21 protein-coding genes are annotated in these 20681 nt (G+C 71.2%); 10 read left to right on the top strand and 11 right to left on the bottom strand.

Annotated elements, in window-relative coordinates; translation table 11 throughout:
• The first annotated feature begins 106 nt into the window (after window positions 1–106).
• The 3 genes from RPQ07_RS08085 to RPQ07_RS08075 all read left to right on the top strand — a co-directional run bounded on the left by RPQ07_RS08085 (window position 107) and on the right by RPQ07_RS08075 (window position 4453).
• Complete coding sequence (locus RPQ07_RS08085; RefSeq protein WP_313943385.1) at window positions 107–1009, top strand: RNA polymerase sigma factor SigF; 903 nt, start codon at window positions 107–109, stop codon at window positions 1007–1009.
• 390 nt (window positions 1010–1399) lie between these two features.
• The gene (locus RPQ07_RS08080; RefSeq protein WP_413777826.1) at window positions 1400–2944 is read left to right on the top strand and encodes an SDR family oxidoreductase; all 1545 of its coding nucleotides are present in this window, start codon (window positions 1400–1402) and stop codon (window positions 2942–2944) included.
• 135 nt (window positions 2945–3079) lie between these two features.
• Window positions 3080–4453, top strand: coding sequence for a deoxyribodipyrimidine photo-lyase (locus RPQ07_RS08075; protein ID WP_313943383.1), 1374 nt, complete (start codon window positions 3080–3082; stop codon window positions 4451–4453).
• A gap of 57 nt (window positions 4454–4510) precedes the next feature.
• Here RPQ07_RS08075 and RPQ07_RS08070 read toward each other — a convergent pair whose 3' ends face one another.
• A complete protein-coding gene (locus RPQ07_RS08070; protein ID WP_313943382.1) occupies window positions 4511–5140 on the bottom strand; it encodes an RNA polymerase sigma factor in 630 nt (209 codons plus the stop codon).
• Between the two features lie 163 nt (window positions 5141–5303).
• On the opposite strand from RPQ07_RS08070, the gene RPQ07_RS08065 reads away from it, so the two are divergent.
• On the top strand, window positions 5304–6323 hold the full coding sequence (locus RPQ07_RS08065) for a MerR family transcriptional regulator (RefSeq protein ID WP_413777712.1): 1020 nt from the start codon (window positions 5304–5306) through the stop codon (window positions 6321–6323).
• Between the two features lie 273 nt (window positions 6324–6596).
• Here RPQ07_RS08065 and RPQ07_RS08060 read toward each other — a convergent pair whose 3' ends face one another.
• The 8 genes from RPQ07_RS08060 to RPQ07_RS08025 form a co-directional block, all read right to left on the bottom strand.
• Entirely contained in the window at window positions 6597–7847 is a 1251-nt protein-coding gene (locus RPQ07_RS08060) for an NAD(P)/FAD-dependent oxidoreductase (protein ID WP_313943380.1), read from the bottom strand.
• 45 nt (window positions 7848–7892) lie between these two features.
• On the bottom strand, window positions 7893–8258 hold the full coding sequence (locus RPQ07_RS08055) for an STAS domain-containing protein (RefSeq protein ID WP_313943379.1): 366 nt from the start codon (window positions 8256–8258) through the stop codon (window positions 7893–7895).
• A gap of 106 nt (window positions 8259–8364) precedes the next feature.
• The gene (locus RPQ07_RS08050; RefSeq protein WP_313943378.1) at window positions 8365–8811 is read right to left on the bottom strand and encodes an ATP-binding protein; all 447 of its coding nucleotides are present in this window, start codon (window positions 8809–8811) and stop codon (window positions 8365–8367) included.
• Window positions 8812–8857: 46 nt separating this feature from the next.
• A complete protein-coding gene (locus RPQ07_RS08045) occupies window positions 8858–10204 on the bottom strand; it encodes a PP2C family protein-serine/threonine phosphatase (RefSeq protein ID WP_313943377.1) in 1347 nt (448 codons plus the stop codon).
• Entirely contained in the window at window positions 10201–11208 is a 1008-nt protein-coding gene (locus RPQ07_RS08040; protein ID WP_313943376.1) for a SpoIIE family protein phosphatase, read from the bottom strand. The genes RPQ07_RS08045 and RPQ07_RS08040 overlap by 4 nt, the downstream gene beginning before the upstream one ends.
• Complete coding sequence (locus RPQ07_RS08035; protein WP_413777711.1) at window positions 11205–11693, bottom strand: anti-sigma regulatory factor; 489 nt, start codon at window positions 11691–11693, stop codon at window positions 11205–11207. The genes RPQ07_RS08040 and RPQ07_RS08035 overlap by 4 nt, the downstream gene beginning before the upstream one ends.
• A complete protein-coding gene (locus RPQ07_RS08030; RefSeq protein ID WP_313943375.1) occupies window positions 11671–12081 on the bottom strand; it encodes an STAS domain-containing protein in 411 nt (136 codons plus the stop codon). Before RPQ07_RS08030 ends, RPQ07_RS08035 begins: the two co-directional genes overlap by 23 nt.
• Window positions 12078–12956: an STAS domain-containing protein gene (locus tag RPQ07_RS08025; protein WP_313943374.1), complete on the bottom strand. Its 879-nt coding sequence runs from the start codon at window positions 12954–12956 to the stop codon at window positions 12078–12080. The genes RPQ07_RS08030 and RPQ07_RS08025 overlap by 4 nt, the downstream gene beginning before the upstream one ends.
• Before the next feature lie 194 nt (window positions 12957–13150).
• Between RPQ07_RS08025 and RPQ07_RS08020 the strand changes: the two genes are divergently transcribed.
• Window positions 13151–13582: a MarR family winged helix-turn-helix transcriptional regulator gene (locus tag RPQ07_RS08020; RefSeq protein WP_313943373.1), complete on the top strand. Its 432-nt coding sequence runs from the start codon at window positions 13151–13153 to the stop codon at window positions 13580–13582.
• 157 nt (window positions 13583–13739) lie between these two features.
• Here the strand turns inward: RPQ07_RS08020 and RPQ07_RS08015 are convergent, their stop codons facing one another.
• The gene (locus RPQ07_RS08015) at window positions 13740–14237 is read right to left on the bottom strand and encodes a MarR family transcriptional regulator (protein ID WP_313943372.1); all 498 of its coding nucleotides are present in this window, start codon (window positions 14235–14237) and stop codon (window positions 13740–13742) included.
• A 102-nt stretch (window positions 14238–14339) separates the two neighbouring features.
• On the opposite strand from RPQ07_RS08015, the gene RPQ07_RS08010 reads away from it, so the two are divergent.
• A complete protein-coding gene (locus RPQ07_RS08010; RefSeq protein ID WP_313943371.1) occupies window positions 14340–15506 on the top strand; it encodes a PP2C family protein-serine/threonine phosphatase in 1167 nt (388 codons plus the stop codon).
• A gap of 23 nt (window positions 15507–15529) precedes the next feature.
• Here the strand turns inward: RPQ07_RS08010 and RPQ07_RS08005 are convergent, their stop codons facing one another.
• Window positions 15530–16321, bottom strand: a complete 792-nt coding sequence (locus RPQ07_RS08005) for a hypothetical protein (protein WP_313943370.1) — start codon at window positions 16319–16321, stop codon at window positions 15530–15532.
• 307 nt (window positions 16322–16628) lie between these two features.
• Here RPQ07_RS08005 and RPQ07_RS08000 point away from each other — a divergent pair, with 307 nt between their 5' ends.
• From RPQ07_RS08000 to kdpB, 4 genes are read left to right on the top strand one after another with little or no spacing between them, the layout of a single operon-like run.
• Window positions 16629–16781, top strand: coding sequence for a hypothetical protein (locus RPQ07_RS08000; protein WP_313943369.1), 153 nt, complete (start codon window positions 16629–16631; stop codon window positions 16779–16781).
• Window positions 16778–16867, top strand: a complete 90-nt coding sequence (kdpF, locus tag RPQ07_RS07995; protein WP_063801986.1) for a K(+)-transporting ATPase subunit F — start codon at window positions 16778–16780, stop codon at window positions 16865–16867. Before RPQ07_RS08000 ends, kdpF begins: the two co-directional genes overlap by 4 nt.
• An 8-nt stretch (window positions 16868–16875) precedes the next feature.
• The gene (kdpA, locus tag RPQ07_RS07990; protein ID WP_313943368.1) at window positions 16876–18540 is read left to right on the top strand and encodes a potassium-transporting ATPase subunit KdpA; all 1665 of its coding nucleotides are present in this window, start codon (window positions 16876–16878) and stop codon (window positions 18538–18540) included.
• Window positions 18537–20681, top strand: a complete 2145-nt coding sequence (kdpB, locus tag RPQ07_RS07985) for a potassium-transporting ATPase subunit KdpB (protein WP_313943367.1) — start codon at window positions 18537–18539, stop codon at window positions 20679–20681. Before kdpA ends, kdpB begins: the two co-directional genes overlap by 4 nt.

Genomic DNA, 20681 nt, shown 5'->3' with positions numbered 1-20681 from the left:
CGATTTCCTGGGGCATTGCCTCCATCTCTTCGGGATCGGGTGTGTGAGCGGGCGGATCGGGGGCACACGCCTCTTCGTCACACCGTCTTCAGGGGAGGGACCTGACATGCCGAGCGCCACATCGTCCACGCACCGCAGCCTGTCGGACTCGGCAGAGTCGACGGCCGGGGCCCCGCAGTGGGTGGGGGACCTGCCGTGGGTCGAGGATGCCGGCAAGGTCGCGCCGAGGGATGCGAAGAGCCTGTCCAAGGTGTTCTTCGACCGGCTGCAGACCCTCGAAGAGGGCACGCACGAATACCAGTACGCGCGCAACACCCTGATCGAGATGAACCTCTCGCTGGTGCGGTTCGCGGCCAACCGGTTCCGCAGCCGCGGCAACGGTGAGATGGACGACATCATCCAGGTCGGCACCATCGGTCTCATCAAGGCCATCGACCGCTTCGAACTGAGCCGTGAGGTCGAGTTCACCTCCTTCGCGGTGCCGTACATCGTCGGCGAGATCAAGCGCTTCTTCCGTGACACCAGCTGGGCGGTCCATGTCCCGCGCCGGCTCCAGGAGCTGCGCACCGAACTCGCCAAGGCCCGCGACGAACTGGCCGGCGTGCTCGACCGCGACCCGACGGTGAAGGAACTCGCCGAGCTGCTCGACCTGAGCGAGGACGAGATCATCGAGGGCCTGGTGGCCGCCAACGGCTACACCGCGGGCTCCCTCGACACCCCGAACGCCGACAGCGACGACGCGCCCACCGGCGCCGGAAGCGGCCGTGCGTATGCCGACGTGCTCGGTGACATCGATCCGGCGATGGAACTGACGGAGGATCTCCACACACTCGCGCCGCTGCTCGGACAGCTGGACGACCGTGAGCGCCGCATCCTGCAGATGCGCTTCGGCCAGGAGATGACGCAGGGCGAGATCGGCAAGGAGCTCGGCATCTCCCAGATGCACGTCTCCCGCCTGCTGACCCGCATCCTGGCGAAGCTCCGGGCGGGCATGCTCACCGAGCGCTGAGCCCGGACTCGGCACGAATTCCGAGCGGATGCCGCGCTCGCCGGACGACGGCGGGCGCGGCATCCGTGCGTGTGCATCCGCCGCCCCCGGTCGCGGCGAAGTGATGACGCGGTCCCGGCAGGCGCGCTCCTGAGCCCTGCCGGGCCCGTGTCCCCGCGCGTCCCGGCGCCGTGCGAGTCATGATCGGTCCTGGGTGACCTGCCACTCGCCGTCCCGCGACCGCATCCGTTCGCCGTCCTTCGCCGGAAGTGTCGGTGCAGCTCGGCGACAGCACGGTCGCGGATCATGCGACGGACGAGCGGACCACGGGCACAGGAGGCGCCGATGCCGACGGATGGGGACAACGGACGTACGGGGGCGCAGGACCGGCCGGAGTCCGGGTACCGACCGGTGACGCGTGACCAGCCGGAGACGGGGCGGGACACCTCGCCGCTGCGGTGCCTGGTCACCGGGGCCACCGGATACATCGGCGGCCGGCTGGTGCCCGAGCTGCTCGAAGCCGGACACTCCGTACGCTGTCTCGCCCGCTCTCCCGACAAGCTGCGCGACCATCCGTGGGCCGAGGACGCCGAGGTGGTCCGGGGCGATGTCACCGATCCCGCGTCCGTCAAGGCCGCGATGCAGGACATCGACGTGGCCTACTACCTGGTCCACGCCCTGGGCACCGGCTCGCACTTCGAGGACACCGACCGCGAGGCCGCCAGGATCTTCGCCGACGCGGCGCGGTCGGCAGGCGTACGGCGCATCGTCTACCTGGGCGGTCTCACACCCGCCGGAGTCCCCCGGCACGAGCTCTCCGCGCATCTGCGCTCCCGTGCCGAGGTCGGGCAGATCTTCCTCGACGCGGAGGTCCCCGCGGCCTTCCTGCGCGCGGCCGTGATCATCGGCTCCGGTTCGGCGTCCTTCGAGATGCTCCGCTATCTGACCGAGCGCCTGCCGGTCATGGTGACCCCCAGCTGGGTGCGGACCCGAATTCAGCCGATCGGCGTACGCGACGTCCTGCGGTATCTCGTCGGGGCGGCCCGTATGCCCGAGGACGTGAACCGCGCCTTCGACATCGGCGGTCCGGATGTCATCACCTACCTCGACATGATGCGCAGCTACGCCACCGTGGCCGGACTCCCGCGGCGGCTCATCGTGCCCGTCCCCGTCCTCACACCTCGGCTCTCCAGCCACTGGGTCGGGCTGGTGACGCCCGTACCCCACTCCATCGCCCGGCCCCTCACCGAGTCGCTGCGGCACGAAGTGGTGTGCGACGAACACGACATCGCGCGCTATGTGCCCGACGTGCCGGGCCGCCCGCTCACCTTCGAGCAGGCCCTCACCCTCGCCCTGCGACGGGTACGCGAGGCCCAGGTCACCACACGCTGGTCGTCGGCTTCGCTGCCCGGCGCGCCCAGCGACCCGCTGCCGACGGACCCCGACTGGGCGGGCGGCAGCCTCTACAAGGACTGCCGGGAACTGGTGGTGGACGCACCGCGCGCCTCGCTGTGGCGGGTGATCGAGGGCATCGGCGGCGACAACGGCTGGTACTCCTTCCCGCTCGCGTGGGCGGTACGGGGATGGCTCGACCGCTTCGTGGGCGGGGTCGGCCTGCGGCGCGGACGGCGGGACGCCGAACATCTGCGGGTCGGGGACTCGCTGGACTTCTGGCGGGTGGAGGCGATCGAGCCCGGTCGACTGCTGCGGCTGCGGGCCGAGATGCGGCTGCCGGGTCTGGCGTGGCTGGAGATGTATGCCGAGGACGACGACGGGGGACGCACCCGCTACCGGCAGCGCGCGCTCTTCCACCCCCGGGGCCTGCTCGGCCACGCCTACTGGTGGAGCGTGTCGCCCTTCCACACGATCGTCTTCGGCGGCATGGCCCGCAACATCGCGCAGGCGGCGGTGAAAGGCAGGCCCACCGAGGCCTCCCGGCGGCCGGTCTCCCGCTGAGCGGGGCACCCGGTCTCCCGGTGCAGGGTGCATCCGCCGGGCCGCCCGTGCCCGAATCATCCCCGTAGACCCCGTAGACCCCGTAGACCCCGTAGACACCCGTTGACATCGACATCCCCACCAGGAGAGACGCCCATGACGGTCTCCGTCGTCCTGTTCACGTCGGACCTGCGGCTGCACGACCATCCGCCCCTGCGCGCGGCCGTGAACTCCGCGGACGAGGTGGTCCCGCTGTTCGTGCTGGACCCGGGTATCCGGGCCGCCGGTTTCGACGCGCCCAACCGGCGGGCGTTCCTCGCGGACTGCCTGGCGGATCTCGATGCCGGGCTCGCAGAGCGCGGAGGCCGGCTCGTGCTGCGGTCCGGCCGTACGGCGGAGGAGGTGTGCAAGGTCGTCGCGGAAACGGGAGCGTCGACCGTCCACACCGCGGCCGGAGTCTCCGGGTACGCGGGCCGCCGCGAGGAGGAGCTGCGGCGCGAACTGGACGGGCAGGGCTGCCGTCTGGAGGTCCACGACGCCGTGATCACCGCCGTACCGCCGGGGGCTGTGGTGCCCGCGGGCTCCGACCACTTCGCCGTCTTCACCCCGTACTTCAGGCGCTGGGCGCAGGAACACCTTCGCACTCCCTACGGCGCACCCCGGCGCGTCACGGTCCCCGACAACGTCGGTTCCTACCGGCTTCCGCCGCGCGAGGACGTGGAGGGGGTGGCACCCGGACTGGCCGAGGGCGGCGAGACGGCGGGCCGCAGACAGTTCCTCACCTGGAAGCGGCGGGGACTGGCCGGCTATGCGGACCACCACGACGACCTGGCGGGCGACGACACGTCCAAGCTCTCCCCGTACCTCCACTTCGGCGCGCTGTCCCCGGTCGAACTCGTGCACCGCGCGCGGGACCACGGCGGCGCGGGGGCGGAGGCCTTCGTCCGTCAGCTGTGCTGGCGCGACTTCCACCACCAGGTGCTGGCCGCGCGTACGGCGGCCTCCCGGGACGACTACCGGCCCCACGGCGACGCATGGCGCACCGAGGAGGACGCGGCCGAGGAGATCGAGGCCTGGAAGCAGGGCCGCACGGGATACCCCGTGGTCGACGCCGCGATGCGCCAACTGCGGCACGAGGGATGGATGCACAACCGCGGCCGGCTGCTGACCGCCTCCTTCCTGGCCAAGACGCTCTACGTCGACTGGCGCATCGGCGCCCGCCACTTCCTGGAACAGCTGGTGGACGGCGACATCGCCAACAACCAGCTCAACTGGCAGTGGGTGGCCGGCACCGGCACCGACACCCGCCCCAACCGTGTGCTGAACCCGGTCGTCCAGGGCAAGCGCTTCGACCCCGACGGCGTGTATGTACGCCGCTGGGTGCCGGAGCTGGCGGAGCTGCGCGGCTCCGCGGTGCACGAGCCGTGGCGGCTTAAGGGGCTGGACCGCGAGCAGTATGACTACCCGGAGCCGATCGTCGAACTGTCCGAGGGCCTGGCGCGCTTCAAGCACGCACGCGGCAAGGAGTAGAGGGGGCCGGCGCGCGACACGTCGGCCCCCGGGCCCGGCCGGTAGACGCCGTGGACCTCACAGCGCCGCACCGGACCGGGACGGGCCGTAGGTCTCGGTGATCCGCCGCCGCAGCCGGTGCAGCCCGCGCCGTACGTGGCTCTTGACCGTGCCGAGCGGGATGCCGGTGCGCTCGGCGATCTGCACCTGCGTCAGGTCCTCGTAGAAGGCCAGGCACAGCACCTCCCGCTGGGGGAGCGGCAGTTTCGCCAGTTCGTCCGCGAGGAGCACCCGGTCCAGACACTCCTCGGGCGACACGCCGGACTTCGGCTCGGCGGCCTGCGCCGGTACATGGGCGGCGGCCGCGGCGAGTTCGGTGCGCCGGGTCCGCGCGGCCAGGGCGTCCACCGTCTTGCGCCGGGTGATCCCGACGAGCCAGGCGCCGAGCGGGCCGCGCTCCGGCCGGAATCCCGACCGGCCCCGCCATGCCGCGAGGAAGACCTGCTGAGTGACGTCCTCGGCCTCGCGCGCGTCGCCGAGAGTGCGGGCGGCCAGTGTGTGCACCAGCGGTGCCCAGTGGCGGTAGACCGCGGCGAAGCTCTGTTCGTCGCCGCGCAGCAGCCCCTCGGCGAACTGCCCGGACTCGTGGGTCTCCTCGGCCGGTGGATGCAGCTGCCCGGCCGGGCCGGCCAGTGCTGACGTGGTCATGGTCTCGCTCCCTCCGCCGGATCCCGGCCGGTCGGTGCGTCGAACAGGTCCGACGCCGCTGTCCGCGGCTCGCCCCCTGGGACACCGGGCCGGTGTTCCGCGGGGGTGACTCAGTCTTGGACGGGCGAATCGACGCGGGCAACACGCGTCGTTTGTGCGTCGTATGCTCGAAGGCGTGGACACTTCCGCGGCTGACGGACCACGGCAGGCCGGCGGCCTCACCACCGGAGCGGTCGCGCGCCGGCTCGGGGTCGCGCCCACCACGCTGCGCTCGTGGGACCGGCGTTACGGCATCGGCCCCGCCGGGCGCGACGGCAGGAAACACCGCCGCTGGACCGACGAGGACATCGCGATGCTGGAGCGCATGTGCGCGCTGACCAGCACCGGCCTCCCGCCCGCCGAGGCCGCCCGCGTCGTCCTCGCCGCCTCACCGTCAGGAGCCGTGGTGGCCGGCGGTGCCGGGGCGGCGGGGGAGACGGGTCCGCAGCCGCCGGTCCACAAGGAGCCGGGCCGCCGGCGCGGGGCCCGCACCGGACTGCAGCTCGGCGACGTACGCCAGGAGTGCCGGGGCCTCGCACGCGCCGCGCTCCGTCTCGACGCCCGGGCCGTCGACACCCTGCTGGCCGCGGTGATCGCGGAGCACGGGCTGGTCACCGCCTGGGACGAGGTCATCGTGCCCACGCTGCGCGCCGTCGGTCGCAAGTGGGAGCGCTCCGGCGAGCAATACGTCGAGGTCGAGCACCTGCTCTCGTGGCACGTCTCCAGCGCACTGCGGCGGAGTGTCGGCCCCGCGTCCGGGAAGGAGCCGGGCGCACCCGTGCTGCTGGCCTGCGTGCCGGGGGAGAACCACACCCTGCCGCTCGAAGCCCTCGCGGCGGCCCTCGCCGAACGCGGTCTGCCGGTGCGGATGTACGGGCCCGCCCTGCCGGTCGAGGCGCTCGACGGCGCCGTCCGCAGGACCGGGCCGGCGGCGGTGGTGCTCTGGGCGCAGTCGCGGACGACCGCGAGCGCGCCGCTGGCCCAGCACGTCGCCCGGATCACCTGGGGTGTCCGGGGCGCGCGCAGAAAGCCGGTGGTCCTGACCGCCGGACCGGGGTGGGCTGGCCCGCGCGTCGCGGGCACGGTGCGTCCACTGGGGCTGGGCGAGGCGCTCGCAGCCCTGGAATCGGCGCTGGGCGCCTGACGTCCCGCGACGCCCGGCGGGGCGCCGGGGAGACCGGGGTCCGTCGTTCGGATCAGGCTGGGTCAGTGAAGGGGGTCCCCCCTACGCCCGCAGGGCTCGCGAGGCGGAGGAGGGAGCCGACGCGGTGGGGGTACTGCCCGTGCCCGGAGGGCTACCGGGGGCCTGTCGGCGACTGACGACAACGCGGCGTGGGGGTACCTCCCGTGCCCGCAGGGCTACCGGGGGAGTGCGCACCAGGGCACGCGAGCCCCGGCAGGATCCGAACGACAGGCCCTACCCGCGCCCCCGCGGCCCGGCGTTCCGGTCGGCCAGGATTTCGCGGGCCGCCCTCGACCCGGAGGCCAGAGCGCCCTGCACCGAGCCGGTCGCGCGGTGGTCGCCGCACAGATAGCGCCCGGGACCGAAGCGCGTGGAGCGGCTCAGCGGCCACGGCGGCGGCATCGCCGGCAGGGCGTCCTCGACGGTGTACGTCGCCACCGGCTCCCAGGACCCGGTACCGGTGACGTAGACGTCCGCGAGGTCGGCGAGCAGCGCCCGTTCGCGTCCTGGCTCGTCACGGCCGAGCACCGAGGTGGAGATCAGCGACCGGCCCTCGGGCGCGTACGACCGGGAGACCTCGCTGAGCACACAGGTGTTGAGGAACCGGTGCCTGCTGTCGGTGACCAGGGTCGGCTCGGCCAGCGGCGGGGTGGAGGCGGCGTGGTAGTACGTCGTGACCGTCCGCGTCCCCGGTACCTCCAGCCCGGGCAGCAGACGCGACGCCGCCCGCGGACCGGTGGCCACGACGACGGCAGGTGCGGACCGCTCACTTCCGTCGTCGAGCAGGACCCCGCTGTCCGTGACGGCCGTGACCGGCGTCCCGAGACTCACCGTGCCGGGCGGCAGCCGGTCGGCGAGCTGCGCCGGCACGGCCCCGATGCCCGCGTCGGGCAGACACAGGCTGCCGCGCGTCATGCTGCGCCACACCAGATGGAAGAAGCGCGCGGACGTCTCCAGTTCGTCCTCCAGGAACACCCCGGAGAGGAAGGGCCTCAGCACGGTGTCGACCGTCTCGTCACCGACTCCGGCCTCCGCGAGGGCAGTCCACGTGGTGCGGTCCGGACCCCGCTTCAGCAGGGCCGCCGGCGCCAGCATGTCCCGTGCTGTCAGCACGCCGAGGGCCGCCATGTCCCGGGCCGGCGCGAGACGTCCCGGCCGGAGGTCGGCCACCGCCCGCGGCCGCCGGGTGGGGTCCACGACCCGCAGCATCTCGCCGCCCCGGTGCAGCAGGAAGCCGGGAGTGAAGGGGTGCAGCCGCAGGTCCCGCAGCGCCAGCCGCTTCTTGACCTGCGGATAGGAGGTGTTGAAGACCTGGAACCCGCGGTCGAGCAGAAAGCCGTCACGGCGGTCGGTGCGCATCCGGCCACCGACGTCGTCCGAGGCCTCCAGGAGCTGGACGGACAGCCCGGCCATGCCGAGGTCGTGAGCACAGGCGAGGCCTGCCAGGCCCGCCCCGATCACCAGTACGTCGATCGGCCGCTGCATGCGCTCTCCCACTGTCCGTCGGTGCACCCGATGGCCGGGACCCCGTCAGGCCGAGCGCGCGGCGTCCAGGTCGGGGGCGATGGCGAAGATCGTGTCCGTGCCGGTCACCTGGAAGAGCCTGTGCACCGGAGGGCTGAGCGGGCCGGCCAGCACCAGATTCTGCTCGGAGTGGGTGCTCAGCAGCAGATTGAGCAGGCTGGAGTCGCCGAACGTCACACGCGAGAGGTCGAGCACGGTCCGTACGGCCGCATCCCCGGCCGATTCGGCGAGGACGTCCTGAAGCTGCTGGAGCGAGCCGAGGTCGAACGCCCCGGCCGCCGAGATGACTCGGACCGGATCGGCCGCGTCCGACAGCAGGGTCACTCTCGGCAGGTCCGCATCGGCGGCGGAGTGTGTGGACTGATGATCCATGGTGGTTCGTCCCTCGAAGGTCGGGAGCACCCCCGCGGCCGGCGTCGCAGGAGTGCGCGGCAGTGACAGAACAGGCCAGGCGCCCGGGCTGCGGACCGGAGGCGGTCTACAGGCCGAGGGTGGTGCGGACCTTGATCCGCTTTCCGACCGGGTCGCGCCTGACGTCGAAGCCCTCGCACAGGGCGAGGACGATCTCCAGTCCGTGCTGGCCGACCCTTCCCGGCTCGGCCGCGCGGGCGACCGGCAGGACGGTGCTGGTGTCCCACACGGTGATCTCCAGGAGACCTCCGGTCACTTCCAGGTCCATGAGGCAGGGACCGGGAGCGTACTTGCAGGCATTGGTCACCAGCTCGCTGACGACCAGCTGCGCCGTCCCGATCGCGTGTGCCGACACGGGAAGGCCGAACTCGGCCTGCACACGCGTCAGGAATTCCTTGGTGAACGACCGTGCGGCGGCGATGCTCTCCGGCGCACCGTCGTAACAGACGCTCGCCCACGGCGTGGTACCGGAGGACAGCACCGCGTCCCTGCCGGTCAGTTCGATCTGTTCCATGCTGCTCCTGCGCCCTGCGTGTTCCGCGCTCTGCGGCCCTGCTCGTCTACCCCGGTTCTCCGTCGTCACTCCCGGCTCCTGTGGAGGTGAAGCGGGCGGCGATGGCGAGGGTGTCGTCGCTGTGCAGCACGTCGACGAGTATGTCCGCGGCGATGGCGCCGGGGATGCGGCCGGTGGGCAGGGCACGGTGGCGCAGGGCGGAGGTCATCAGGGCCGCTTCGCCCTCGTAGGGGTCGCGCCGGCACTCGGTCAGCCCGTCGGTGTAGAGGATGACGAGGTCGTCCGGCTCCAGTTCGGTCGTGAGGACCCGCTCGCTGCCCGGCTGGGGGTAGCCGATGCCCCGGCCGCGCACCTCCAGGTACGACGCGGTCCCGTCGGCGCGCACCAGCAGGGCGGGCGGATGGCTGCCGTTGGCCAGTGCGAGTTCGCCGGACGCGGGGTCGAGGCGGGCCAGCAGAAGGGTCGCCATCACGTTCTGGTCGAACGACGCGAGGATCTCGTCCGTACGGGACACGATGCTGCCGAGTGAGTGCCCCTCCAGCGCCAGCGTGCGCACCGCATGGGTCACGGTCAGAGCGGTCCGGGTGCTGGTGACGCCGTGGCCGAGCGCGTCGACGATGGTGATGTGCACGGTGCCGTCCGGCAGGGTGAACCAGTCGTAGAGGTCCCCGCCGGTGGGGGCGTCGTCGCTGGCGGGGGCGTAGTGCACGGCCAGTTCGACGCCGTCCGCACGCAGCGGGCGCGGGCGGAGCGCGTCCTCCAGGGCGCGCAGGGTGTGCCCGTGGGCCGCACGCAGTTGTTCGTCCCGCTCCTCCAGCTGCACGTAGAGGGCGAGGACACCGCTGTTGGTCTCCGCCAGCTCCTCCTCCAGGCGGCGGTGCTCGACCGCGAGGGCGTCCGCGCGGGCGAGGGTGGCCTGCAGCTCCTCCTCGACCAGCGCCAGGTCCGCCTCGGCGCCGGCCACGGCGGTGGCGGAGTGCGTCCGGCCGTTGTGCGACCGCTCGCCCGGCGACGGCAGGACGATCCGGCCCGGCTGATGGCCCGGCTGCTCCCCGCCGGCGGGTTGCTGCCCCGTGGGAGGGGCCGCAAGGCGCCAGACCAGGGTGCCGTCGGAAGTGGCCCTCCCCGGCAGCGGCAGGGTCTCGGGGTCCGTGACGCTCGGGGCTTCCGGGTGGGTGAACCGCAGCGTGACGACCACCTGGTCGCCGCCGCGGCCGGACTCCTGCGCGGCGGTGAGCGTGACCAGACGCCCGCTGTTCAGGGGAGGGGCGGCGACCTGGCTGAGCGACATCACCAGCCGGGCCCGCTGCTCGGCGCTGAGGCGGTGGGTGACGGCGATCCTGCGGGCCGTACGGCGCAGTGCGTGCACCGTACGGAACGTATCGCGGATCATGACTGCCCCTGGGGGAGATCGCCGAGGACGAGTGCCGTGGCATCGTCCCGGTGCCGGCGGTGGGAGTGCATCAGGGATGCCGCCAGCAGCGTGGGCGGCAGGCGCAGCTGTGCCGGCGGGACGTCACGCGTCCAGCGGTGGTCGATCCCGTCGGTGTGCACGAGCACCGCGGCAGCGCGTTCGAGCTGCACGGTGCGTGGTGTCGGCATGTTGTATCCCACTATCCCCGGCTGCCCGGTGAACTGCTGGGCAATGCCTTCGCGGGAGCACATCACCACCCGGATGTTGCCGATCCCACAGTGTTCGACGTATCCCGGATGCACCCGCACGACGGTGGCGGCGGCGCCCCGGCTGTGCCGCAGCGCCTTGTGCAGGGCCGTGAGGATTTCCGCCGGTGGCAGGTCGGGTTCTGCCCGGAACGTCCGCACGGCGCGCCGGGTGGCCGTGGCCGCCTCGGGGCCGTGGCCGAGTCCGTCGAGCACGAGTCCGGTCCAGACGCCGTCGTGCCGGGCGACGGCGTAGCCGTCCCCGCTCACCTCCTCCCCGGTCGCAGGAAGGCACAACCCGCCCACGCCGGCGGGGTGTTGATGTCCGGGCGTGTCGGTGAGCCATGCGTGGGCGAGGGTGCCGTGCCCGGGGTCCGAGCGCAGCGTGAAGTCGGTCGCGGTACGCAGCACCGTGCCCAGGCCGGCACCCAGGGTGCGGGTCGTGGTGTAGCCGTCGGTGAAGCTCAGCGGGATGTCCGCGATACCGGGTCCCCGGTCCACCGCGACGACGTCCAGCCCGTCCCCGCGGGGGGACGGCTGGAGGTAGATCGCGCCGTCGCGGGCGTGCTTGTCGATGTTGGTGGCGAGTTCGCTGGCCAGGACGGCCGCGTGGTCCGGCAGCGCCCCGGGCAGGCCGCACTCCCGTGCGAGCGCGCGCGCCCGGTCCGCCGCGACCTGAACGGCACTGTGGTGGTCGACGGGGATCTGCACCGTCGGCCGGGGTACGCCAGGCGTCACGTCCGCGCGTTCCATCGCAGCGCCACGACGACCGTGCCCTGCCCGGGGGCGGTGTCCACCTCGAACTCGTCCATCAGGCGCCGCGCGCCGCCCAGGCCGTGTCCGAGGCCGGCGCCCGTCGTGTACCCGTCGGTGAGCGCCCGCTCGACGTCCGCGATGCCCGGTCCCTGATCCGCCACGGACAGGCGCAGGCCGCGCTGACCGGTGCGCTGGACGTGCTCTATCGCGAGGGTGCCGCCACCGCCGTGGACGTAGGCGTTACGGGCCAGTTCGCTGGCGGCGGTGACGATGCGTGTCTGGTCCACCAGTCCGAAACCGGCGCGCTGGGTGGCCGCTCGCACCGCGTGGCGGACGACGAGCAGGTCCTCCGCGGTCCGGATCTCGTACGTCGTGGACGTCTCGTCGCCGTCCGTCTCCGTACCGGTGGAACGCCCCGGCGATGGGGCCGGCCCCGCGTTGACCTCACCGTGTGGAAGCACCGGCACTCCCCTTCTGGAGTTGGGGAACCCGCCGCCAGCCCAGGGCGGCGAGGCCCTGTTCGGCGTTGAGCGCGGTCTCGACGCCGTCGAGCTGAAGACCGAGCTCCACCAGGGTGATGGCCACGGCGGGCCGCATTCCGGCGACCACGACGCGTGCCCCGAGCAGGCCCGCGGTGGTGGTCAGTTCCATCAGGGTGCGCGCGACGAACGAGTCGATGATCTCCAGCCGGGAGATGTCGATCAGCACACCGGAGGCCCGGTCGGCGACGATCCGCTCGGTGAGTTCGTCGGTGAAGTCGATGGCCGCCTTGTCGTCGAGCTCGTTCAGCAGCCCGGTGATCAGGACGTCTCCCAGGCGCAGGACCGGCACGCCCGCGGTACCGCCGCCGCTCACCGGAGAGCCGCTGTACCGGTCGCCTGCCCGGACGCCTCGGTGAGAGGGATGGCGGCGGCCAGGGCGTCGGCGAGGGTGGCACGGGTGAGGATGGCGGACAGGTCGATGCCGAGCTGGGAGATGGTCTGGGCGATGGGCGGGCGGATGCCGCTGATGACACAGTCGGCGCCCATGAGCCGTACGGCGTTGACCGTCTGCATCAGGTGGTGGGCCACGGCGGTGTCCACCGTCGGCACCCCGGTGATGTCGATGATCGCGACCTGCGCCTCGTACTGCTGGATGGCCTCCAGCAGGTTCTCCATCACCACCTGGGTGCGGGCGGTGTCCAGCGTGCCGATCAGCGGGACCGCGAGCACCTTGTCCCACAGCCGCACGACCGGCGTGGACACCTCCAGCAGCTGGCGGCTCTGCCGCCGGATGATCTCCTCGCGCCCCTCCACGAACGTGGCGAAGGACACCGCGGCCGCGGCGTCCAGCAGGCGGTCGGTCAGCCGGGCGGTGGCGTACAGGGACGCGCTGTCGCGCGAGAGGTCCTGCACGGCTTCCAGCAGTGCTTCCTTCAGCGCCCGCACGGCCGACGCGATCACGGCGGGCGAGGCTCCGCGCCGGGCCCGCAGCAGGGACAGCTCGGTGATCGCCTGGTGCAGGCCCCGGTGGGCCTCGACCAGCTGCTCGACCGGCTGGTCGCTCTCCAGCCCGGCCCGCAGCGCGTCGACCAGGGTGTCGGCCTCCTCGCGGAGTTCGGCTTCGGTGATCCCGGTCCCGAGCGCTGCCTGCTCCAGCTGAAGCTGCACCCACCGGTCGGCCACCTTCTCGCCCCGCTCGCGCAGTACTGCGCAGATGTCGAGCCGGGCCTCAGGCTCACTGGCGTTCATTCGGTCCACCTCGTCATGGTTGTCGCGCGGAAAATGTTAGCGGAGGGGCTGTAGGGCCCGAAGATGGCCCCGACAGCCCCGCGCATGCCGCTCGCGATGCCGGGCAGGCGCAGTACGACAGCGAACCTCGACCCGAACGTGTGATGAGCGACAGTGAAGCGCTGATACCCCGGGAAGGCAGAGATGCAGCCAAAGTGGAAGTCGAGGCTCCGGCGGGCAGCGAGACCGCGGTAGCGGCTCTGATGGCCCTGGCCGAGCACGCCGGCCTCACCGCGCCCCATCCCCACCTGTGGCTGCGGGCTCTGGTCGCCGTGCAGGGCGGAGCCGACTGCCCCGCCGAGCTGCGGCGGGCACTGGGTACCACCGCGCCCTCCACCAGCCGGTTGTGCGCCCGGCTGGAGAGTGCCGGGCTCCTCGCGCGGCACGCCGATCCGAAGGACCGGCGCAGGACGCTGGTCGAGCTCAGCCCGGCAGGCGCGGAAGAGGTGCGCAGCCATCACGCGCGCACGGCGGATCTGATCGGGGCGGCCCTGCCCGCGTCGGGGCCCGAGGTGGAGGCCTTCGGGGTCGCGTGCACCATCGCGCGCGCCCACCTCATCCGGGCGCTGTCGTCCCCCGGAAGCTGATGGCAGTGGCGCAGCACCAACGGTTGTCGTTTGACAACTGTCCACCAAAGGAAACAATCTGACCTCGTGCGGATCAGCGTCCGTGCCTCCGCGCCGTCCCTACGCTCCGGAACAAGGCAGGTGAACCGTGCAGGGATCCCGCTCCCGAACGTCCCGGTCAGGCGGACTCCGCCGCGGTGCCCGCCCGTCCGTCCTTGGAGGGCGCGCCCTCGAAGGCGAAGCGGAAGCCGCCGAGGCCGTCCACGAGCGCCGTACGCTCCGCGGGTGTCATGCTGGAGATGACCTCGAGCAGTGCGCCTTCGCGCCGGATCCGCAGATCCCGGAGGTAGCTCTCACCCCGGCCCGACAGGCGCAGCTCCAGCTCGCGGCGGCTGGCTGAGCTGGGAGATCGCTGGATGAAGCCCAGGGCTTCGAGTCGATCGCACATCCGGCTCACCGACGAGGGTGCCGACCCGAGGACCTCGCCGAGTGTGCGCAGGTTGATGGGCTGGTCGCGGTCGAGGATGTACAGCACGCGCAGTTGCGAGGACGAGACGGGGGCCGTGGACGTCGCGTCGCGGCCTTGGTGCCAGAGCACTTCGAGAAGTTCGATGACCTCACGGGCTGCGTGGACGGCGGCAGCCCGATCGTCGTTCGAAGAAGTCTCGGAATGCATGCCCCCAACTGTGACACTTCGCAACGGCCTTGTCAGTCGCTGAGACATAAGAGGCCATCCGGTCCTTTTGCTCATTCTTCCCGAACAGGTGGTAATCGAACGGTGGACAGATTCACGGCCGTGGAACGTGCGCTGCGCGGGGCTGCGCCTCACGCACTCCTCGAGGCAGTGCAGGGCGCGCTCGCCGTCCACTACGCGGCCGTCTCCGTCGATCTGCTCCTCGCCGACTACGCGATGACCATACTGCAGCCCGTCAACGTCCCCTCCGGCGCGGACCACTCGGTCCCCGCCCACGCCAACGGACAGGGCCGCGCCTTCGGGGCCCAGCAGCCTCATGTGGAGAAGGACGAGCGGTCGCAGCAGTGCACCGTCCACCTGCCGGTCAGCGTCCGCGGCGACCGCCTCGGAGTCCTCACCGTCGAACTCCCCGCCGACCGGTTCACACCCGACGCCGAGCGGGAACTGACGGACATCGCGGAGATCCTGGGACACGAGATCATCGTGGCCGGGCGGGACACCGACCGCTTCCTCGAGGCGAGCCGCGCCACCAGGCTCACGCTCGCCGCCGAGATGCAGTGGCAGCTCCTGCCCGGCCGCTCCCGCATCCGCCCGGAGTACGAGATCGGCGCCCAGCTGGAGCCCGCGTACTCCACACACGGTGACAACTTCGACTGGTCGGGCGACGCGGACCAGTTCACCCTCACGCTCACCAACGGCATGGGCGAGGGCATCGAGGCCGCCCTGCTCACCAACCTCGCCATCAACGGACTGCGCAACGCCCGCCGTGCGGGACTCTCGCTCGTGGACCAGGCCTTCCTCGCCGACCAGGCGGTCTACGGGCACTACCACGGCATCGTCCATGTCGCGGCGCTCCTGCTGCGCTTCGACCTCGCCACCGGAGACGTGGAGATCGTCGACGCCGGATCCCCGAAGATGTGGCGCATGCGGCAGGGCAGGATCGAGCCCATCGAACTCGAACCCCAGCTGCCGCTCGGCATGTTCGAGGAGACGATCTACACCGCCCAGCGCTTCCAGGTGCAGCCCGGCGACCGCCTGCTGTTCGCCAGCGACGGCGTCTACGACGTCCTCTCGCCCGCCGGCGAACGCTACGGCGAGAAGGCCCTGGCCCGGGCCATCACCTCCACCCGTCTGCTGCCGCCCTCCCAGGTACCCGGCGCCGTTCTGAAGGAGCTCTCCGGGCACCGCGGGGAGGGCGAGGCGGACGACGACGCGATGGTGGTGTGCCTCGACTGGCACGGCCGCCCCTGACGAGCAGGCGGCCGTACGCCGGGTCAGCGCATCAGTGAGGCCACATCGCCCATGACGATGACCGGGTTCCTGGCCGGGTCGAGCCGGAGCAGCAGATCCACCATGTGGGGCTGCTCCAGCGACACGCACGCGCGCGTGGGTCCGCCGTGATCCACATGTACCCAGATACCGCCGCCCTTTTCCTCGCCCTCGGGCCGGTTCCGGTCCAGCGGTGACGTACCGGGAATGCGGTTGTAATCAATGGCGACGACGTAGTTGAAAGAGCCTTCCAGCGATTCACCCAGAAAGCCGATACCGGATTCCGTGAATTGCTCGTCCTGGTCGTAGGGGAGTTTCGTACCGGGATTCGGGAGCCGCCCGCCGGCGTCACCCAGGGAGAAGACACCGACGGGCGAGCGCAGGTCGTCCACGACGTGGTCGTCCGTCCACCCGCGCAGTGCGTTGTGCGCCGGCCAGGGGCCCGCCACCGCGGCCCACGGCCGGCCCGTCTCGCGCTGGTACAGGACCGCCGAGGCGATGGAGGAATCCACGCCCGCTCCGGTGACGACCAGTGCCTGCCGTGTGCCGGCGGGGACGCGGGAGCTGGTGACGGGTCCCAGCCCCCGGATCACACCGGCGTCCGCCTTCTTCACCTGCGCCCCTGCCTGTCCGCGCGGCGACGCGGTGACGCGCGGGGCGTTCGCCGGGTCGGGAGCGCCGCCGGTGTCCGGCCCCGCCGAACACCCCGTGAGCAGAAGTCCGGCGCAGGAGAAGACGAGAAGAAATGCGCGAATGCGATTTCTGACCAGCACGTCCAGAGCCTTCCGGTCGGGCATTGACTGACCGTCAGTGTGACCCATGGTCGGCCGGAATCGTGGAATGCCGCGGGGCCGTGCCGTTCCTTTCCGCGGGCGACGGAGTCATGGGACGCGTGGCAGGGCGCCAGGCGCGCGGCCCGAATCCGGCGGGCGCCCGGCCGTGTCGCCCGGACGCCGGTCAGATGGCGGAAAACCGCCCTCTCGGCGAGGCCGGCAACCCCCGAACGGCGGAGTGCCGGACCGCATTCTCACAGGTCGGAGCGGTGGACGTCAGAGAGCCGTCAAGGCAGCGCCGATGGCCGTAAGAGACCCGTCAACGACAGGCATGTCCGCCGGGGGACGAGGTTTCCTCAAGAGGTCCGAACATTTTCCGCCTCTCTTTGAGGAGCTCACGATGGCCGACGTGGCCTTCGTCGTCATCACGATCGCGGTCTTCGCGCTGGTGGCGTTCATCGCCAAGGGGGTGGCGAAGCTGTGACTGCCGAGAACATCGTCGGCCTGATCGTGGCCGTCGCCCTGCTGGGCTACCTCGTCCTCGCCCTTGTGTACCCGGAGAGGTTCTGAGCCCTGTCATGAGTCCCATCCTCGCCGCCGTGCTCCAGATGCTCGCGCTGATCGTCGCGCTGGCGCTGGCGTACCGCCCGCTCGGCGACTACATGGCCCGGGTCTACTCCTCGACCAAGCATCTGCGGGTCGAGAAGTGGATATACAAGGCCATCGGCGCCAACCCGTCCGCCGAGATGCGCTGGCCCGCCTATCTGCGCGGTGTGCTGGCCTTCTCCGCGGTCGGCGTCCTCTTCCTCTACCTGCTCCAGCGGCTCCAGGGCAGCCTGCCCGGCTCGCTCGGCTTCGCCTCGATCGACCCGGACCAGGCGTTCAACACCGCCGCGTCCTTCGTCGCGAACACCAACTGGCAGTCGTACTACGGCGAGCAGGCCATGGGCCACGTCGTCCAGACCGGCGGTCTGGCGGTGCAGAACTTCGTCTCCGCCGCCGTCGGCATCGCCGTCGCGGTCGCCCTCGTCCGGGGCTTCGCCCGCGCCCGCACCGGTGAGCTGGGCAACTTCTGGGCAGACCTGGTCCGCGGCACCGTCCGCATCCTGCTGCCCATCGCCGTGATCGGTGCGATCCTCCTGGTCGCGTGCGGCGCGATCCAGAACTTCGCCGGGATCCACGAGGTCGGCCAGTTCATGGGCGGCACGCAGGAGTGGAACGGCGGCGCGGTGGCCTCGCAGGAGGCCATCAAGGAGCTGGGCACGAACGGCGGCGGTTACTTCAACGCCAACTCGGCCCACCCCTTCGAGAACCCGAACGGCCTGTCCAATCTGCTGGAGATCTTCCTGATCCTGCTGATCCCGTTCGCGCTGACGCGCACCTTCGGCCAGATGGTCGGCTCGGTCAAGCAGGGCTACGCGATCCTGGCGACGATGGTGGCGATCTGGATCGGGTTCACCGCGCTGATGATGTGGACCGAGTTCCACCACGGCGGCCCGGCGTTCGACATCGCCGGCGGCGCGATGGAGGGCAAGGAGACCCGCTTCGGAGTCGGCGGCTCGTCGATCTTCGCGGTGGCCACGACGCTCACCTCGACCGGCGCGGTCAACTCCTTCCACTCCTCGTTCACGGGCTTCGGCGGCGGTATCACCATGCTGGGGATGCAGCTGGGCGAGATCGCCCCCGGTGGTACGGGTTCCGGTCTCTACGGCATCCTGATCATGGCGATCATCGCCGTGTTCATCGCGGGCCTGATGGTCGGCCGTACCCCCGAGTACCTCGGCAAGAAGATCGGCACCCGCGAGATCAAGCTCGCGGCCTGCTACATCCTCATCACCCCGGCGCTGGTGCTGTGCTTCACCGCCGCGGCGCTGGTCCTGCCGACCCCGGTGAACTCGCTGACCAACTCGGGTGCGCACGGCTTCTCCGAGATCCTCTACGCGTACACCTCGGCGGCCAACAACAACGGCTCGGCCTTCGCGGGTCTGAACGCGGACACGCAGTGGTTCAACACCACCCTCGGTCTCGCGATGCTCCTGGGCCGCTTCCTGCCGATCGTGTTCGTCCTCGCCCTGGCGGGCTCCCTCGCCGAGCAGAAGCCGGTGCCGGCGACCGCGGGCACCCTGCGGACCGACAAGCCCCTCTACGCGGGCCTGCTGGTCGGCACCATCCTGATCATCGCGGGTCTGACCTACTTCCCGGCACTGGCGCTGGGCCCCCTCGCCGAAGGACTGGCGTCATGACCCCCGCAACGAAGAAGCACGAGGAGCCCCGCTCCATGTCCACTGCCACACCGACCCGGGCGCCTCACAGCGATGCGCCCACCGGTCACAAGCCCGACGCGGCCCGCGTCGGCGGGGGTCTGTTCGACCCGAAGCAGCTGATCACGTCCCTGCCGGACGCCCTCAGGAAGCTCGACCCGCGGGTGATGATCAAGTCGCCCGTGATGTTCGTGGTCCTGGTCGGCTCCGTGCTGACGACGATCTTCGCGATCACGGACCCGACCAACTGGTTCGGCTGGGCGATCGCCGCCTGGCTCTGGCTGACCACGATCTTCGCCAACCTGGCGGAGGCCGTGGCCGAGGGGCGCGGCAAGGCGCAGGCCGACACCCTGCGCAAGGCCAAGACCGACACCGTCGCCCGCCGTCTGACCAAGGACGGCAGGGCGGAGGAGCAGGTGCCCGGCACCGAGCTGCGCATCGGCGACCTGGTCGTCTGCGAGGCCGGCGACATCATCCCCGGCGACGGTGACGTCGTCGAGGGCGTCGCATCGGTCGACGAGTCGGCCATCACCGGCGAGTCGGCCCCGGTCATCCGTGAGTCCGGCGGTGACCGCAGCGCGGTCACCGGTGGTACGAAGGTGCTGTCCGACCGGATCGTCATCAAGATCACGGCGAAGCCCGGTGAGACGTTCATCGACCGGATGATCGCGCTCGTGGAGGGCGCGGCCCGTCAGAAGACACCCAACGAGATCGCGCTGAACATCCTGCTCGCCTCGCTGACCATCGTCTTCCTGCTCGCGGTCGTCACCCTCCAGCCGTTCGCGAAGTACGCCGGCGCCGAACAGACCATGATCGTGCTGACCGCACTGCTGGTCTGTCTGATCCCGACCACGATCGGCGCACTGCTCTCGGCCATCGGTATCGCGGGCATGGACCGGCTGGTCCAGCGCAATGTGCTGGCCATGTCCGGCCGCGCTGTCGAGGCCGCGGGCGACGTCTCCACCCTCCTTCTCGACAAGACCGGCACCATCACCCTCGGCAACCGCCAGGCCGCCGAGTTCGTCCCGGTCAAGGGAGTCACGGAGGCCGACCTGGCGGACGCGGCCCAGCTCTCCTCGCTCGCCGACGAGACCCCCGAGGGCCGCTCCATCGTCGTCCTGGCGAAGGAGAAGTACGCGCTGCGCGAGCGCCACCAGGGCGAACTGGCGCACGCCGAGTGGATCGCCTTCACCGCCCAGACCCGGATGTCGGGTGTGGATGTCGACGGCCGCAAGGTCCGCAAGGGCGCGGCGGGTTCGGTCATCGCCTGGGTCGCCGAGCGCGGTGGCACCGTCTCCGACGACGCCGACACCCTCGCAGGCACGATCTCGCAGGCCGGCGGCACCCCGCTGCTGGTCGCCGTCGAGGACGACCGGGGCGCCCGGATCCTGGGTGTCATCCACCTCAAGGACGTCGTCAAGGAAGGCATGCGTGAGCGGTTCGACGAACTGCGGCGCATGGGCATCAAGACGGTCATGATCACGGGTGACAACCCGCTCACCGCCCGGGCGATCGCCGAGGAGGCGGGTGTCGACGACTTCCTCGCCGAGGCCACGCCCGAGGACAAGATGGCGCTCATCAAGCGGGAGCAGGCCGGCGGCAAGCTGGTCGCGATGACCGGCGACGGTACGAACGACGCCCCCGCGCTGGCCCAGGCGGACGTCGGAGTGGCCATGAACACCGGTACCTCGGCCGCCAAGGAGGCCGGGAACATGGTGGACCTGGACTCCAACCCGACGAAGCTGATCGAGATCGTCGAGATCGGCAAGCAGCTCCTCATCACCCGAGGCGCTCTGACGACCTTCTCGATCGCCAACGACGTCGCGAAGTACTTCGCGATCATCCCCGCGATGTTCGCGGTGGTCTACCCGGGCCTGGACAAGCTCAACATCATGGGCCTGTCCTCACCGGAGTCCGCGATCCTGTCCGCGGTCATCTTCAACGCGCTGATCATCGTCGCGCTCGTGCCGCTCGCCCTCAAGGGCGTGCAGTACCGGCCGACCAGCGCCGACAAGATGCTCCGCCGCAACCTCGGGATCTACGGACTCGGCGGCCTCATCGCCCCGTTCATCGGCATCAAACTCATCGACCTGCTCATCTCCCTCATCCCTGGCATCGGGTGA

Source organism: Streptomyces sp. AM8-1-1, assembly GCF_032229325.1.
GTDB lineage: Bacteria > Actinomycetota > Actinomycetes > Streptomycetales > Streptomycetaceae > Streptomyces > Streptomyces achmelvichensis.
This window is presented reverse-complemented; position numbering and strand designations above follow the sequence as displayed.